Consider the following 16,460-nt stretch of genomic DNA (forward strand, 5'->3'; position numbering starts at 1 on the left):
ATTTTAAAATGACAGATATGAAAAAAAATAAAATATACTTCATTACTTTACTCCTCTTTTCTTTGGTGGGGTGTAATAAGTTTTTAGATAAAAATCCTGATAACCGAGTGGAACTTGATTCTGCTGATAAGATACAAAAATTCTTAGTAAGTGCTTATCCTAACCGTACTACAGCTTTGGTTACTGAATTTTCCTCTGATAACATTGATGATATAGGAGAGGGTAATAGGCGCACTCTACCTTTCATTAGTGAACTGGTGTACTGGGATAAGAATTTTCATGAATATGGAGCTCGTGATGGGCTTCGTAATATATGGAGTGATAACTATTCTATGATTTATCATGCCAATGTGGCTCTGGAAGCTATTGAGAACTTGGGAGAAAATACTCCTGAACTTAGAGCCTCTAAAGGCGAAGCTTTGGTCATACGTGCGTATGCTCATTTTGTTCTGGTGAATCTTTTTGGGAAGCACTATAATACACAAACTAGTAATACAGACTTAGGAGTTCCTTATTTGGAAGAAAGTATCAATGAATTCAAGGCTGAACGCTCCCGTAATACGGTGGCTGATGTATACCAACGTATTGAGAGAGACCTTATTCAGGGACTTGAACTTATCAATGATAGTTACTATAAGGTACCTAAACTACATTTTAATAAGCGAGCAGCACAAGCTTTTGCGGCACGCTTCTATCTCTATTATGAAAAATGGAATCAAGCAGAGGCAATGGCTACTCAAGCCTTAGGGGGTGTGGAGACTCCCACTACCTTACGTAATTGGGGAACTTTTCAGGCGCTATCCAGTGAGGATCCTCATGCTAAAGAATATACTCGAGATGACCTTGATGCCAATATCTTCTTAGCAACCGTGCATACCAACGCTACTTCCTATATAGACGGGACTGCCGTTGCTCGCTTTACTCATGGAGCTGCTATTTCTGTACGTGAGACATTCCGTGCAGAAAATAACCTTTGGCAGAATAACTACAAGGATAAAGCCTTTGAACGCTACCGCACAGAGATAAGTAAGTATACTTATACAAAATATCCTACTTATGTGAATAATCGCTCTCAGATTGTCCTCTTCTCCACTGATGAAACTCTTCTGGTACGTGCAGAGGCTCGTATATTACAGAAAAATTATGCGGGGGCTATAAGTGACCTTAATCTCTTTACCAAAGGATACCTTACAGCAGGTACTCAGTTTACTCAGAATGAGATTAATACAGGGTACCAACATATAGAGTATTCCAGCTATGACACCACTACCATGCTCAGCCATGCCACTCAAAAGAAACATCTCTATCCTGCTTTCTCAATTGATAGTGAGCAGGAGAATCTATTACATTTCCTCCTACAATGTCGCAGGTTATTAACTCTTGGAGAGGGATTACGATGGTATGATATTCGCCGTTATGGGATAGAGATATACCGCCATCAGTTGGATAATGAAGGCACTGCCTATGTAAAGGCTATTCTTTCCAAAGATGATAAGAGGCGTACCCTCCCCCTACCTGTAGATGTAGTAGCTGCAGGTATGCAACAGAATGAAAGATAAATTAAAATATAAGAAAATGAAAAAATTATATATACCTCTTATCATAGCCCTTTTCACATTGGCTTGTAGTAAGGACAAGCCTCAAAGTGATGAGAGTGTGGTACAACTTACCACTAAAGAAGAACTACAGAACCGTACAGAATTGGATAGGTATATCATTGAAAAATTTACCCAACCCTATAATGTACGTATTGTATACCGATTTTCAGAGAATGATGTCAGCCGAAATATGTTCCGTTATGTGGCACCTCCTTCTGCTCAGAAAGCCTTAGAAATGGCTAATTTCCTCAAATACATGTATTATGAGCCTTATACCATGCTTACTCCTAAGGGATTCTTACAGAATTATTCTCCTAAGGAATTAGTATTCATAGGTTCTCGTGCTTTCTCAGACGTAGGTACTGCTTATAATGGGCTGGCTACCAATGCTGTAAAAATAGAAATGCTGGGTGTTAATAATATTGACCCTACAACCTCCGATCCTACAGAAATTATGAATATTGATAACCGTGTACTACGGCTTATCTATCATGAATCCTCTCACTTATTGGAACAGGTTAAAATAGTCCCTAAAGAATTTGAAAAGTTATCCATTGCCGATTATAAAGGAGGCGCTTGGCAACGCTCTTGGGCAGGAAATACTTATCTTAAATCAGGATTTATCAGTGCGTATGCCAGTGATAATATCCATGAGGATTTTGTGGAGACTATAGCTCGCTATATCATCTACTATCAGAAAAATCAATGTGGGTGTGAAACCACGGATACTACTAAGGATACTGATGGAGATGGGTTGGATGATACTGCTTATAATACTTGGAGGACAGGAATACTTCGCAAAGGATATATCTGGGAAGAAGAACTTGCCAAAGCCGATGGGAAGAATAATACTTCTGCTCAGTATACAGGAAAGGAAATACTTCTGAAGAAGATAGGAATGGTTAGAGGCTATCTCAAGGGAGAATGGAGTATTGATATTGATGCCTTACGAGAGGAAATCCATAGGCGACATGCTAATTTGCAAAATAAAGATTTTACTCAATTTGAATGGTAATTTATGAAAAAATATGTATATATATTGGTCTCATGTGCTTTTTTTGCTGCTTGTGATCAAAAAGAAGAAGCCGTATATGGCAAAGGGAATAGTTATGTGAAGCGAACAGGAGAGACTATTACCAAATATACAAAGGCTTTAGAAGAAGCTCCTAATGGATGGTTGCTTACAGTATATGCTGGTGATAATCAGCAATATGGAGGGTATAATTTTCTTGTCTCTTTTGCCGGAGGAAAAGTAAAGGCTTCCTCTGAAGTGAATACAACAGAAACCACTTCCGATTATTCATTGAGCTTTAATGAAAAGGCTATTCTTTCCTTTGATACTTATAATGAAGTGCTACACTACTTTGTAGAGCCTTCATTTTTGAATCCTCATGGGAAGGTAGGGGATAATCAATATGAGATACAGTCTTACGAAAAAGAGGTATTTACCCTTAAGGGAAAACGCTCCAATAACCTAATGACACTTGTACGCTTTCAGGGAGATAAATCCTCTTATCTGAATAAAATACGTTCTCGAGCCTCCCAAATGAAAACAGTGGGAATTGCTCCTATTACCCTCAATGGAAAACAAGTGAACCTTGTCCTTCACCCTACTAATCATCAGTTTGTAATAAGTGAGGGAACTACTATCTATCAGAAGGCATTTGTATATACCGATAAGGGATTAAAGTTATATGAACCTATTGAGATTGGAGGGAAAACCTTTACAGAGTTCTATATCTCCGATGATAATCAGGAACTCTCTTCCTCTGACGGAAGTGTAAAAACAACCTTAGTATATACTTTACCATACAATTTCCAAACGAAGTCCTTAATTCTTAGTTTAGTGGATGATGGATGCAGTAGTAATACCGTTTTCAGTAAGCTCTATGAACGGTATAGGAACTTTACCTATAGTAGTGCCTCTTATAGTACTTCTCCTCAGATACGTTTGGGATCTGAGGCAAGAGAGGCAGGTATTACCTTTCGTTTTTATCAAGATGCAACTACCCGTTATACTTTGGATTTTCTTCCTGTAGCAGGCAAAGAAAACCAAGTGAATATAGTAGAGGGAATACGTAGCCTTAACTGGAATGTATTCAATAATCTCTATCCTATTGTAGAAGCACTTATACAGAATGCTCCTTATGAAATGACTGATATTAAAGGTGATGGTTCTCAGTATCGCTTAACAAGTACTAAGAATGCCCAGATCACTTTCGTAACTACCCCAGCCATCGCAATACTTCCTTATGACTTTACAAGGAATCGTACTATGATACAGTTCGCTACAGGATATGTATCAAATAGTGTTCTGACAGCTTATAATAGTGTAAGAAGTCGTACTCGAATAGTAAATGGTGCCAGAGTAAGGGATATATTAGGAAATACCATTTATTTTGGAAAGAATGGGAATAACATAGGCTTTCATTTCTATTTTACCCGAACACCAACCTTAGGAGGAAGTAGCAGTAATGTAAGTTCGGTATATAATATAGATTTCTTGCCTGTTCCTTGTAATATTGCACAAATGAACATGATAGATAAGGGGAAGCTTCCTCAGAATACCAATTGGACGGCATTTAGCTATTTGTCTTCATTGATAGATACCTTTACAAGGAATGCTCCTTATACGATGTATGATGATGGTTCAGGATATGTGCTCTGGACAAGTGTGAAAGATAGTAATATATGGTTCTATACTTACCAATAGATTTAGATATATAAAAAGGAAATAGCTCTCTTAAAGAAAAGGAGAGCTATTTTTCTATATATGATAAAGAATTTTTTAGAAGGAGAGTGCGAGAGGGCGGTCAGTGGAGAATACTTGAATACCTTTTTTGGCCCATTCATTATACAGATGATCTCCTTTGGCAGCTGCACGCTTATCTAAGTTACCTAATGTACCAAGTATGGCAGGTATTCTTAGCTCATTGAGGCGCTTATAAAGGCTATCCTCAGGCAGATGTATCCCTGTGAAAGCAAGTAGCTTCTCCTTAGGAATCCCTGTGGCAAGAATACGATTGAGCTCATCATCATTACGTACAGTTACAGAAAGGAGCATTTCAGGAGCTACCTTATAAAGTTCTTCTGCTTGAGCTACATTATAGCTGATGAGTACTACTTGTCCTTGCATTTGTTCAGCACGTACAAGATTGGCTACCTTCTGGTAAGAGATCCCCTTTTTGAAGTCCAACATAAGGTAAGCGCCATGTTTCTTACACCAAGCGAGTACTTCCTTAAGCATGGGAATTTGGTAAGAAGTGACTTTGCCAAAATCATCTTTGAGCCTTTCTTTGAGGAGTTCCTGGGTACTAAGTTGGGAGACAATTCCTTCCCCTGTGGCAGTACGTCCAAGTTTATCATCGTGCATGAGGAATAAGTCACCATCTGTGCTCTCAAAAATATCAATTTCAAAACTATGAATGCCTTTTTTGGATAGATATTCAATAGTTTGCAAGCAATTCTCAGGATAACCTGCTATGCCTTTACCTGCACGATGAGCGGAGACTATAGGCTTCTGTGCAAAATAAATTTCATTGGTGATTTCTTTTTGAGGGATGATCCTCCCAGTAGAGGAATTTTTACAAGAGACTACTCCTATAAGGAGCAGCAGTAATAGCAAAGCAATTTTTTTCATTTAATAGTTATTTAATTAGTTTCTGATTTTATTTATTGAAAAAAGCTCCCCCTTAAAGCCAAGAGAAGAGCTTTTAGAAAACTATGAAAACTTTTAAGATTATGCACTTAACAGATGTTCCGTAAAGCCAGACTTATTGAGCTTGTCCTCAGCGTAAGAGCGAGTAACTACCAGTGTTTTCTCATTGGTACTAGGAAGATTGAACATAGCATCTGTAAGGATACTCTCACATAAGGAGCGTAATCCACGAGCACCGAGCTTATACTCTAAGGCTTTTTCCACTATAAAATTCAGAGCATCTTCTTCAAAGGAAAGGGTTATGCCATCCATGGCAAAAAGCTTTATATATTGTTTTACAAGGGCATTCTTAGGCTGAGTGAGGATCATGCGTAGGGTCTCCTTATCCAAAGGATCCATATAAGTAAGTACAGGTAAGCGTCCAATAATTTCAGGAATAAGCCCATAATCTTTTAAATCCTTATGGGTAATATACTGCAAGAGATTCTTATCATCTACTTTTGTTTCCTTGGAGGAGTTATAGCCTACTGCTTGTCGGTTCATACGGCGGGCAATGATGCGTTCTATTCCATCAAAGGCTCCTCCTGCTATAAAGAGGATATGTTCGGTATTGACCTCAATATACTTTTGGTCAGGGTGCTTACGTCCTCCTTTTGGAGGGACATTCACTATGGAACCTTCTAAGAGTTTAAGGAGTGCATGCTGTACCCCTTCTCCTGAGACATCACGGGTAATAGAAGGATTATCACTTTTGCGGGAGATTTTATCTATTTCATCAATGAATACAATTCCTCGTTCGGCTTTCTCCACATTATAATCAGCGGCTTGGAGTAGGCGAGAGAGGATGCTTTCCACATCTTCTCCTACATAACCTGCTTCAGTGAATACAGTGGCATCTACAATGGCTAAGGGGACATTGAGCATTTGGGCTATGGTACGAGCCATAAGGGTTTTTCCAGTCCCAGTTTGACCGACCATGACAATGTTACTCTTCTGGATTTCTACCTCTTCTTGGTCTTTCTCCTGGAGCAAGCGCTTGTAATGGTTATATACAGCAACAGAGAGGACTTTCTTGGTCGCCTCTTGACCGATAACATATTGATCAAGGAAAGTCTTTATTTCGGTAGGCTTCTTTAGAAGAAGGTCTTGACTGAGTTCTGTAGTTGTTCTTTGTTTGTTATTTTCCTGCTCGGACATCCAAATGTTATATGCCTGTTCTACACAATAGTTACATATAAATACATTGGGCTCCACACCACTGGCGATAAGGAATATATCAGCACTAGCATGCCTTCCACAGAAGGAACAACTTTCACCTGTTTTACTCATATTATTAAAAAGGGAATTAAAGTAAGTTATTTTTGTCGTTCGAGGACTTCATCAATCATACCGAAGTCCTTAGCCTCGCTGGCAATCATCCAATAATCACGATCGGAGCTATGAATAACCTCCTGAAGAGTCTTTCCTGAATGTTTAGCGATAATAAGAGAGAGTTCTTCCTTTATTTTGAGAATCTCACGAGCATTAATTTCAATATCACTGGCTTGTCCTTGGGCGCCACCTAAGGGTTGGTGAATCATGATACGGGAGTGAGGAAGAGCAGAACGCTTGCCTTTAGCACCAGCACAGAGGAGCACGGCTGCCATAGAAGCTGCCAATCCTGTACAAATGGTTGCTACCTGAGGTTTAATGAACTGCATAGTATCATAAATACCTAGCCCAGAATATACTTCACCTCCAGGAGAATTGATATATATTTGGATATCTTTCTGGGCATCAAGACTCTCTAAGAAAAGGAGCTGTGCTTGTATGATATTGGCTACTTGGGAGTTAACATCTGTTCCTAAGAAAATAATCCTGTCCATCATAAGGCGAGAGAACACATCCATTTGAGTTACATTCAATTGTCTCTCTTCCATAATATAAGGGGTCATGCTATTGACAATGGCATCATAATAAGTACTACTGACCCCCTGATGCTCAATAGCAAATTTCTTAAATTCTTTTGAATAATTCATTTCTTTTTAATTAGTGTTGATGCTGATGGGTATAGAATTTTTCTATGAAAGAATCCACATCAATATCTATTTTATTAAGTTTTGCTTTTTCTTTGTAGAACTGAATGAGTTTACCTCCCACCAATTCCCTATGGATGCGATTCACTTCTGCTTCATTCTTAAGGGTATTATTTACAAAGGTATCTATCTGAGGTTGCTCTACATCAGTGAGTCCATAACGAGCGATTTGAGCACGAATAGCTCTCTCAGCAAAGGCACGGATTTCTGGATAAGAAACCTGCAAATGATTGTCTTTAAGTATTTTATCTTCAATAAGCTGGTAGCGTAATCCTCTTTCAGAGCGATTGTATTCTTTAGCAGCTTCTTCAGCAGTGATTTTCTTTTCACTGGTTACTTGAATCCATTTTTTAAGGAATTCTGCAGGTAGGTCAAAGGAAGTCTTCTCCAAAAGAACCTCTGTAGCATCATCTAATAGGCGTGAATCTGCATTTGTGGTGAATTCCTCTCGAATACCTTCTTCTACTTTTTTACGGAACTCCTCTTCGGTAGTAATGTTTTGATTGGGATAAAGTTGATTAAAGAAAGCTTCATCTAAGGTGGCTAATACTACTTCCTGAATATTTTCTATAGTGAGGGTAAGTTCCACATCCAGAGTATGTACTACGTCATGAGGTACCCCTAAGGCTTGCATGAGTACATGAGCATCCTTGAAAAGTTCCTTAGAGGAAAGCGTAATCTGATCACCTACTTTTTTGTCCTTCAATTTTTCAAATGCTTTATCTGTGAGGGATTCAGTAGTGAAAGTATATTCCTTATCTATATTTGCAGCCTCATTGAAGAAAGTACCACTTATTTCGGTGTTTTTAGCTACCTTTTCAGCAGGCACAAGTGTTCCGAAGCGAGTACGAAGGTGTTCTACTTGGGTATCTATTTCTTTATCAGTTACTTTTATTTCATAATAATTAATAGGAGTAGAAAGGTCAATAGAGAACTCAGGAGCTAAGCCTATTTCAAAAACAAAGGTGTGTGAATCACCATCCCAATCCACCTGTGGCGCATCCTCTTTAGGGATAGGTTGTCCTAACAATTGTAATTTTTCATCTTGGATAAACTTGTTAAGGGAATCACTAATGAGCTTATTGACTTCATCTACTTGGATGGCTCTTCCGTATTGTTTTTTAACTATTCCCATAGGGAGATGTCCCTTACGGAATCCTGGTACAGAAGCGTTTTTACGATAGTTATTAAGGGCATCGTCTACATTTTTTTGATAATCATTCTTATCAATGACTAAGGTAATTACGCCATTAAGAGCGTCTATTTGTTCTTTACTAATATTCATTAGGGTTGGTTTTAATTTATGAAAAATTCAGTTGGCAAAAGTACTACAAATTATCGGTTGTACAAAATTTTTTAGCTGTTTTCCTGTAAAATTCTTTTCCTAAGGAAGACAAACAAGGATACTTACGGCATTTCCACCAAAACCTGTAGCATTGATCAATATATTACGAAGAGGTTTTGTGGGTGTTTTAGGCAGATAAGGAATTTCTAAAAATGTTTGATGAATGAGCATGAGTATCGCCATTTCCAAGGCTAAAGCGCCGCTGGAGGCAAAGGTATGTCCTATCATCCATTTGTTGGAGGTGAGTAAGGGGAGATGTTCTCTGAATACTTGTTTTAGGGCATGATACTCGGCTTGATCTCCTTTAATTGTTCCTGTACAGTGAGGGATGACCACGTCCACCTGAGAAGGGGAGAATCCCTGTAAGGCTTGTTTCATACTCTTTTGCAAGGCTTGTGCATCGGGAGAGATTGCTACCGGATGGGTAATGGTTTCAGTAGCATAACCAATTCCTTTGATTATCGCTAAAGCATTTTGTTTATAGCCTTTTTCCACAGCAAAAACAGCACTTCCTTCTCCCAGCACCATTGTATTTTTTGGTTTATCTAAAAGCAATGGCTGGGACGGATAGGTATCGCCGAGGTTCCCATATATTTTAAGAGCCTTCATTTGGGAGAGGGTAAAGGGAGTTAGGGGAGCTTCACTACCTCCTACAAGAAACCCTTCTGCCATCTGGGCATGGAGCCACGCTACTGCATTGAGCAAAGCGTGTAGAGCGGTAGAGCAGGTGATAGAGTGGGAGAGAGCCACTCCCTGTCCTTGAGCGTCCTGCATTACCCAAGAGGAAATATTGCCTAAAGAAGTAGTAGGGGAGGCTAAAGGAGCACATTTACCTTGTTCCAAATAGTCTCGGTAGTATTGTTCAAAAAGGGTTGTAGCTCCCCGAGAGGAGCCTATGTTCACTCCGAAGGATTTTCCTTTGCTCCATCCTGCTTCCTTTAGGGCTTGTCGTGAAGCATAGAGGGCATAAAGTACGGTAGGGTCTAAGTTTTTGTATTTGGGATTCTCCTGTTGTAGTTGGGTGATATGGCTACGACTCTCCTTATTGAGTGCTCCTACAGGAAGAGCTTCTTTTCCCACTATTTGACCACTTAATAGGGGTTTGCCCCGGAGATAGTTCTCCCAAATAGCAGTTCTTTGAGCCCCTAATGGAGAAATGCTTCCCATTCCTGTAATAGAGATATTGGTTTGCATAGTTTGCTTTAAGAATTTCCTAAATACTTTTCATTTTTTACTAATTTATCCGCTATTTGTCGGTCATTAGATAAGTGTTGCACCTTGTTTTGTCCTCCTAATTTTCCTTGTGCTTTCATATATTCTGAAAAGCTTCCCTTAGGGATACAGGTAATCTTGAGTCGTTGGAGGATTTTTCCTTCTATGAGGTCTTTGTAATAGCTATTCTGTGCTTGTAGGGCAGTATCAAGGGTATGAGCAAAGGTTTCCATGTCCTTAGGGAGAACGGAAAACTCAATAAACCATTCATGGTAAGGCAATTCCCCCGCTGGTGGATTTACCTGGGGAGCTACGGTAAATTCACTGACCTCACCTCCTGCTGTAGTAAGTGTTTTGGTAAGAGCCTCTTCCACTTCCTTTCCGATAACATGCTCGCCAAAGGCAGAAATAAAGTGCTTGATACGTCCTGTTACTACAATGCGATAAGGCGTAAGAGAGGTGAACATCACAGTATCTCCCATATTATAAGCCCAAAGTCCAGCATTGGTGGATACAATTAACACATAATTCACTCCTAATTGTACATCTTTCAAGGGGATACGCTTAGGGGTTTCAGCAAAGAAAGTGTCTGCCTGTATAAATTCATAGAAAATTCCTGAATTGAGGAGCAAAAGCATGCCTTTTTCTGTTTGGGAATCCTCATAGGCAAAGAAGCCTTCACTGGCAGGGTAGAGTTCTATTGTATCTACTTTACGTCCAATAAGATGCTCAAATTTTTGTCGGTAAGGCTCATAGTTCACCCCTCCATAGATAAATAATTGGAAGTGAGGGAAGAGTTCTCCAATTGTTTTATGAGATTTCTCTTGCAAGCGCTCAAAATACATTTGTACCCAAGGAGGAATGCCACTGATAACAGTCATATCCTCCTTTATAGTTTCGGTAACAATGGCGTCTATCTTGGTCTCCCAATCCTCTATACAGTTAGTTTTCCATGAAGGCATACGGTTGGTTTGTAGGTATTTAGGTACATAGTGAGCAGAGATACCAGAAAGCCTTCCCTGTCGGATCCCATTTTTCTTTTCTAAAAGGGGACTTCCTTGTAGAAAAATCATTTTCCCATCTACAAATTCTGCATTACCTGTCTGTGCGATATAGCACATAATAGCATCACGAGCCGCTTGGATGTGATAAGGCATAGAGTCCCTCGTTATAGGAATATATTTTGCCCCACTGGTAGTACCTGAAGTCTTGGCAAAATAGAGGGGCTTCCCTTTCCAAAGGATATTGGATTCTCCATTTTTGACTCGCTCTATATAAGGAGTGAGAGCTTCATAGTCACGGATAGGTACTCGCGCTACAAAATCCTTGTAGGAATGTATCTCCTCAAAATGATGATCCTTTCCAAAGGCGGTATTTTTTGCTTTTCGGATAAGAGAAAGGAATACTTTCTCTTGGGTGGTTATAGGTTGTCCCGCCCATAAATCTATGTTTTTGCGTATGCGATAAGCCCATAATCGGGCGAGGAAACTTTTTAAACTCATGATGGATTGGAAATTAATAGTTTGAGGTGTCTATTTAGCTACATACTAATTGACTTTGGGAAACGGGAGGGCGCTCTACAATTCTTTTCATTAATTTGTTAAAGATAGTATCTTTATTTTGTGAGCGATTAATTCTAAAACTGTATTCCGCTAAATATCGGTCTATGTTAAATTCTGATACCCAAGAATATATACCTCGTATCCAAGACTTTACTTGATGTATTACCTTATGTAATGTAGGAAAATTCTTCCCATCATTACTAGAAATTTGAGTTATATTAAAGTCTTTTATAGGTTTATATCCTTTCCATTCGTCAGTAGTAACTTGTGCTGTTTTACTAATATGTTTGTCAAATATTGTTCGTAATGATTTTGAGGAAAAATCAGGTATTTTTAGTGCGTAAAAGCGCTTTACTTTGCCTTGGGTCAGTAAGTTCCATTGCACAAAGAACTTTCTTTTTCTTTGTGTCATAGCTTCAACTTTGTTTTCCTTCCTCTTTCCCCCCTATGGTAAATTCATCAACCTAAACGCTATCATTCATTTTGTGCGATTCACTGGATTTCATAGCTTCACGGACTTTTTGCATAAAATAATGTGCAGTCTGACGACTAATTTCATAACGACGAGCAACTTGTGAGGCTGATAACCCTTTAGTTGTAGTTGTCATTTCAAAACATATAAAAAATGCTTTACGTAACCCAAATTTTAGTCTATGAAATAGTGTTCCAGCAGTAGGACTTTCCGTATCTCCACAGATATTACAAGTGCGTGAAAAATCTTTGCGAACTTGGTATTTTTTATGACCACATTTGCGACAGCAATATCCATCTTCCCACTTTAAAGAAGCTAGCTATTCTTTGCAATCTAAGTCTGTTTTAAAGCGTTCAGTAAACTCTAAGAGGCTTTGTCCTTTGAATAATTCCATAATACATTAATTTTCAGAATGCAAATATATGAAATTATTTTGACATCTCAAAAATAAAATAAAAATGGCAAAAGGATACAAAGACTTAACTTTGGAGCAAAGGTACATAATAAAAGCACATCTTGACACAAATCAGTCAAATAAATTTATAGCTGAAAGTTTAGGAGTCTCAGAATCAACTATTAGCAGAGAGACTAAAAGATGTGGAGAACGTAAAAAATACACTCCTCTAAGAGCTCAAGAAATAGCTGATATGAAGAAAGAACAACTTTCTAAGAAGCGCAAATTTACTTCTGAAATAGAGAAAATAGTCAAAGATAAAATTTGTAATGAGCAGTGGTCGCCCAAACAAATTGTAGGTTATTACAAAAAACTAAAGGAAGAAGGTAAAACCGATGTAGAGATGGTTTCTCACGAACGTATCTATCAATTTGTACGTGAGGATAAGAAAAAAGGAGGTAAAATATACCTAAATACACGACATAAACTTAAGAATAGAGCTTCTACCTTCACTAATATCAAAATTTCTATCTTTAAAATATACAATATGATATTTTCTAATACCTATTTTAACTAAACTACAGTATAAATAACTAATACTTAATCCAAAATCTCTTTTCTTTCATACATTATCTCTTTTTTATTATATACAATAATTTTCTTAATATAATTTTTATTCTCATCTAATATGAACTCAACTAATGCGATTAAATCTCTATCGTAAATTAAACCATTATCGCTAATTTCTTCGGTATCATTCAAGTTAATTCTCCTATACCACCATCTTTTAGTATAAAAAAAGCAATATATCTCTGCTCTTTTATTTTTCGCAATAGATGAAATATAACTATTATCAACAAAATCTTCTATTTCATATGCTACCTTGCTATAATCCTTATGAGTATAGTTTTTTATTTCATAGTAGAAATAATTAAACTTGTAAGATGAGTTTTCATTCATAATCTGTAAAATTCTAGCATTGTAAGATTTATCCATTTCGGATATTTTGATATTTTTACTACAAGAAAAAAACAGAAAAGAAATAATAAAATATACAAGATAATTCATAGCAATATTTTTTCAGAGTTTTCAACTTTAGTAATAAAAGGTACATAACCTCTAAAATGTTGCAATACAAACCATTCCCAAAAAATATTGTGGTCCCAAGCAATCCAAGGACTTGGAGCTCTTTTTTTCTCTAAATCAGGGTAGTCTAAGCCAAAATGATCAAAGTAAATAAAATTTAAAGTTAAATAAGTGAACTTATGGTTTGGACTCCAAGGATAAATCACTTCTTTAATTTCTTTTATCCATATTTCATACGCCCAAATATCATTTAGCATAATTCCTAATCCACTCATTTTGTCTGGGAATCTAGGACTATCAATTTCTTTGTCAACCAGTTTTTTATATAATATTCCTTCGCCATCATTTGTTATTTTCATATTTGAAACAGCATAGTCAATTGTTAAAAACTTTTTTATTTCTTCTTTGACCTCATTTATTACAACATTTTTGAAATTAATATGATTTGAGTGTTTATTTACTTCTATATCTAATCGCTTATCTGAAAACTCATATGTGTTACTTTTGTTAGTTTTCATTGTATCAACCATTTTTTTGCAACATCTTCTAAAACTCCTTTAGAATAATATTCTATATCACTTTTAAAGTCCTCAAATAATTTTTTACTCGTTTTTTTACAAAATTCGCTTATTTTCCGAACTACTTTATTAGCTCTAGCCAAGGCAAAAGCCATATTTTGGGTATGATTAAAGTTTTCTATATAAATCTGTCTCCATAGTTTTTCAAACCCTTTTTCATCTTCAGTATAATCACCATACATCAAATCCAAGTGAGGCTTCCCCTCCATATTTTTTCCCTTTCTTCTTTTACCTCTAAGAATCAAAATATCTTTATACAGAACTTTTTCATTTATTTTTCCTCCTTCATAAGCCCCTACAATGGTTTGAGGGCTTGTTCATTCATTTTTACCACCTGCACTGAAAGTTAAATCACCTCCAAAGGTATGAAATTCTATATCTCCATCACTTGAGATGTTCATTGTTCCTTTTACAATTCTTGTTCTCATAGTATTATCTTTTAGCCTTGATTATTATATTCTCCACTCTTCTTTTTAAGAGAGGTAGCAGAATTTACTTTCATATTGTTAGAGCTATCTACAATAGTCTCTTTCGCTGTATATTGGCTTCCTCCTTTTGAATGGCTATGTAAATCCCCCTCAATCACCTCTGTTAAAGCACCATTTACATATACAAACATATCTCCACCAATATCACTTCTCTTAGCCTTTCCTGCTGTTTCAGCGATATTTACATTAGCATCAAAATCAATACTATCACTTGTCTTTAAATTGATGTTCTTAGCTGTGATATTAATAGTCTCAGGCGCAGAAATTTCTATATTCTTACCCTGAGTATCCAACTTAATTACATTGCCATTCTTATCAGTAAGCAAGATGCTCTCATCTTCAGTAAAGATGAGCTTATGTCCACTTGAAGCCTTGGGCTGAGGCATTTGGTGGAGAAGAAGTAATTACCACTTCTCAAGGATAAATACCCTATAGCTAAAACTGAATGAAACTTTTTCATCAATTTTCCTCCTTATCTTTCTCAATTCTTCTCGTATAAGATATATGACTATTATATTCTAGTAAGATCTTAATATTCTTATTTGTTTTAACTTCCTTTATTTCCCCAGTGTTACCATTAATCCAAATGCCAGATAAGTTATAGTTTCCTGTTTTCAAGCTATATGGTTCCCCCTTTGGCTTAAAAATATAATAATCTCCATATATAATATCCAATTCAAAAAAACCATCATTAGCTATTTCTTCTTTTAAAATATATTTTATACATTTTTGCCCTGCTTCATCCAATGAAAGTTTAAATGTTTTTCCTTTTTTTTGAATTCCTCTGTTCTATATAGAGATGTCTTTTTCTACTTTACAAGAAAAAATACTACTTAATATACCCATAATAATAACTATTTTAATAACTTTATACATATTTTTATTTCTAATTACTCAACTGTTGGTTATAACTTGATCTGAAATCACGAATTTCTATGTAAGGAATCTCTCTATACTCTTTATTTATGGTTAATTTATTCCCTTTTTTAGAACCATAAGTATGTTCACCTTCCTCTGTTAAAAGTTCCAAAAAACCTTGTGGTGATTGAGTTGTTGATGTTTTGCCTGCCCCTACCTCGTGGTCGCAGATAGCCCCACCATTTAGCTTTATCATCCAAATAGCATCTTTCTGACTTGGGTAGAGGTCTTTAATACCCAGAGCCTCGCGATGAAGTCCAGGGAAGTCCTGATGTGCGCCGTTGTACTGTGGACGGACAAAACAGTTAAAGGTTTCGTTATACCGCTTGGCAAGTCGCTCTTTAAACTCAGGGACTGCTCTAAGAGCCAACGGCTGAACTCCGTACGTATCTCGTCTATTTTGGTATTGGCGAGTTGGGTAGCTTCCATATCGCGCATTTTTACCTCTTTGCCATCTACAAGGATGGTTTTGGTGATGTCAGGGGTGGTATTAACCAGCACGTGGCGAAAGAGGGCAATACCATCATAAAGGCGGCTTTGAGACTTGACTATAAGTTTTATTTGTGTTAGGATATACGGACTTATTCATTGAAAAAAATGTCAATAATTTTATCATCTATTTGTATTTCTATAGGATATAATTCTTTTGTCTTTCCGCCCTGTTTGTATAAAATCAATGTCCAAGGATTGTCTTTGGATACCTGAATTATTTTTTTCCCTATTTTTAGGATTTCGCCTATTTTTATGTTTATTGTATCTATTCTTTTTTCTAATGCAAGATCGCTTGCCATTGTCATATAAAAAGTAGCATCGTCTACCGTTGTATAGAAATCATCATCTTTTGACACATTCTTTAGGCTATCAAGGTAAAATAAGGTTGGTTCCACAAAGATAACATAATTCTTATCCTTTATTTCCCTTGTAATCCTCTCATCGGTTATTTCTTGTACATAATCTGCTTCCTCAATGGTATCTATATCATTTTCAATATAGTTATTTTCTTGGGTATTGTTATTATTGCAAGAAAACAACAATAAACACGCTGAAATAAAATAATAAATCTTTACCATCTGA

At 36.8% G+C, this 16,460-nt stretch carries 17 protein-coding genes and 1 pseudogene; 4 read left to right on the plus strand and 14 right to left on the minus strand.

Going from position 1 to position 16,460, the window contains the following annotated elements:
* The first annotated feature begins 17 nt into the window (after positions 1-17).
* From VJJ03_RS01180 to VJJ03_RS01190, 3 genes are read left to right on the plus strand one after another with little or no spacing between them, the layout of a single operon-like run.
* Complete coding sequence (locus tag VJJ03_RS01180; RefSeq protein WP_323973323.1) at positions 18-1,559, plus strand: RagB/SusD family nutrient uptake outer membrane protein; 1,542 nt, start codon at positions 18-20, stop codon at positions 1,557-1,559.
* A gap of 16 nt (positions 1,560-1,575) precedes the next feature.
* Positions 1,576-2,613 (plus strand): substrate import-associated zinc metallohydrolase lipoprotein, encoded by a 1,038-nt coding sequence (locus VJJ03_RS01185; RefSeq protein ID WP_323973324.1) that lies wholly within the window; start codon positions 1,576-1,578, stop codon positions 2,611-2,613.
* A gap of 3 nt (positions 2,614-2,616) precedes the next feature.
* Positions 2,617-4,311, plus strand: a complete 1,695-nt coding sequence (locus tag VJJ03_RS01190; RefSeq protein WP_323973325.1) for a DUF4302 domain-containing protein — start codon at positions 2,617-2,619, stop codon at positions 4,309-4,311.
* A 75-nt stretch (positions 4,312-4,386) separates the two neighbouring features.
* Here VJJ03_RS01190 and VJJ03_RS01195 read toward each other — a convergent pair whose 3' ends face one another.
* The 7 genes from VJJ03_RS01195 to VJJ03_RS01225 all read right to left on the minus strand — a co-directional run bounded on the left by VJJ03_RS01195 (position 4,387) and on the right by VJJ03_RS01225 (position 11,862).
* Entirely contained in the window at positions 4,387-5,238 is an 852-nt protein-coding gene (locus tag VJJ03_RS01195; protein WP_009744892.1) for a glycerophosphodiester phosphodiesterase family protein, read from the minus strand.
* A 99-nt stretch (positions 5,239-5,337) separates the two neighbouring features.
* Positions 5,338-6,585, minus strand: a complete 1,248-nt coding sequence (gene clpX / locus VJJ03_RS01200; protein ID WP_323973327.1) for an ATP-dependent Clp protease ATP-binding subunit ClpX — start codon at positions 6,583-6,585, stop codon at positions 5,338-5,340.
* A gap of 26 nt (positions 6,586-6,611) precedes the next feature.
* A complete protein-coding gene (locus VJJ03_RS01205; protein ID WP_009744894.1) occupies positions 6,612-7,274 on the minus strand; it encodes an ATP-dependent Clp protease proteolytic subunit in 663 nt (220 codons plus the stop codon).
* A gap of 10 nt (positions 7,275-7,284) precedes the next feature.
* Positions 7,285-8,616 (minus strand): trigger factor, encoded by a 1,332-nt coding sequence (tig, locus tag VJJ03_RS01210; RefSeq protein ID WP_323973329.1) that lies wholly within the window; start codon positions 8,614-8,616, stop codon positions 7,285-7,287.
* A 99-nt stretch (positions 8,617-8,715) separates the two neighbouring features.
* Positions 8,716-9,870, minus strand: coding sequence for a beta-ketoacyl synthase N-terminal-like domain-containing protein (locus VJJ03_RS01215; protein WP_323973331.1), 1,155 nt, complete (start codon positions 9,868-9,870; stop codon positions 8,716-8,718).
* Positions 9,871-9,878: 8 nt separating this feature from the next.
* Positions 9,879-11,390 carry a GH3 auxin-responsive promoter family protein gene (locus VJJ03_RS01220; RefSeq protein WP_323973333.1) on the minus strand — a complete coding sequence of 504 codons (1,512 nt, stop codon included), beginning with the start codon at positions 11,388-11,390 and terminating at the stop codon, positions 9,879-9,881.
* Between the two features lie 34 nt (positions 11,391-11,424).
* On the minus strand, positions 11,425-11,862 hold the full coding sequence (locus tag VJJ03_RS01225; protein ID WP_323973334.1) for an IS1595 family transposase: 438 nt from the start codon (positions 11,860-11,862) through the stop codon (positions 11,425-11,427).
* A 518-nt stretch (positions 11,863-12,380) separates the two neighbouring features.
* On the opposite strand from VJJ03_RS01225, the gene VJJ03_RS01230 reads away from it, so the two are divergent.
* A complete protein-coding gene (locus VJJ03_RS01230; RefSeq protein ID WP_323973336.1) occupies positions 12,381-12,893 on the plus strand; it encodes a helix-turn-helix domain-containing protein in 513 nt (170 codons plus the stop codon).
* Positions 12,894-12,916: 23 nt separating this feature from the next.
* On the opposite strand, the gene VJJ03_RS01235 is transcribed toward VJJ03_RS01230, so the two are convergent.
* The 7 genes and pseudogenes from VJJ03_RS01235 to VJJ03_RS01265 all read right to left on the minus strand — a co-directional run bounded on the left by VJJ03_RS01235 (position 12,917) and on the right by VJJ03_RS01265 (position 16,456).
* Complete coding sequence (locus tag VJJ03_RS01235) at positions 12,917-13,384, minus strand: hypothetical protein (protein ID WP_106099091.1); 468 nt, start codon at positions 13,382-13,384, stop codon at positions 12,917-12,919.
* Positions 13,381-13,920: a DUF3289 family protein gene (locus tag VJJ03_RS01240; protein WP_323973338.1), complete on the minus strand. Its 540-nt coding sequence runs from the start codon at positions 13,918-13,920 to the stop codon at positions 13,381-13,383. Before VJJ03_RS01240 ends, VJJ03_RS01235 begins: the two co-directional genes overlap by 4 nt.
* A complete protein-coding gene (locus tag VJJ03_RS01245) occupies positions 13,917-14,189 on the minus strand; it encodes a hypothetical protein (RefSeq protein WP_323973340.1) in 273 nt (90 codons plus the stop codon). Before VJJ03_RS01245 ends, VJJ03_RS01240 begins: the two co-directional genes overlap by 4 nt.
* A 230-nt stretch (positions 14,190-14,419) precedes the next feature.
* On the minus strand, positions 14,420-14,854 hold the full coding sequence (locus VJJ03_RS01250; protein WP_323973342.1) for a hypothetical protein: 435 nt from the start codon (positions 14,852-14,854) through the stop codon (positions 14,420-14,422).
* Between the two features lie 73 nt (positions 14,855-14,927).
* Entirely contained in the window at positions 14,928-15,215 is a 288-nt protein-coding gene (locus tag VJJ03_RS01255; RefSeq protein ID WP_323973343.1) for a hypothetical protein, read from the minus strand.
* Positions 15,216-15,525: 310 nt separating this feature from the next.
* A pseudogene (locus tag VJJ03_RS01260) lies at positions 15,526-15,944 on the minus strand (hypothetical protein); the annotation flags it as partial.
* A 23-nt stretch (positions 15,945-15,967) separates the two neighbouring features.
* Entirely contained in the window at positions 15,968-16,456 is a 489-nt protein-coding gene (locus VJJ03_RS01265) for a hypothetical protein (RefSeq protein WP_323973345.1), read from the minus strand.
* Positions 16,457-16,460: the final 4 nt, after the last annotated feature.

Origin of the sequence: Capnocytophaga sp. G2 (genome assembly GCF_035282625.1) — a bacterium.
In the GTDB taxonomy this organism is placed as follows: Bacteria; Bacteroidota; Bacteroidia; order Flavobacteriales; family Flavobacteriaceae; genus Capnocytophaga.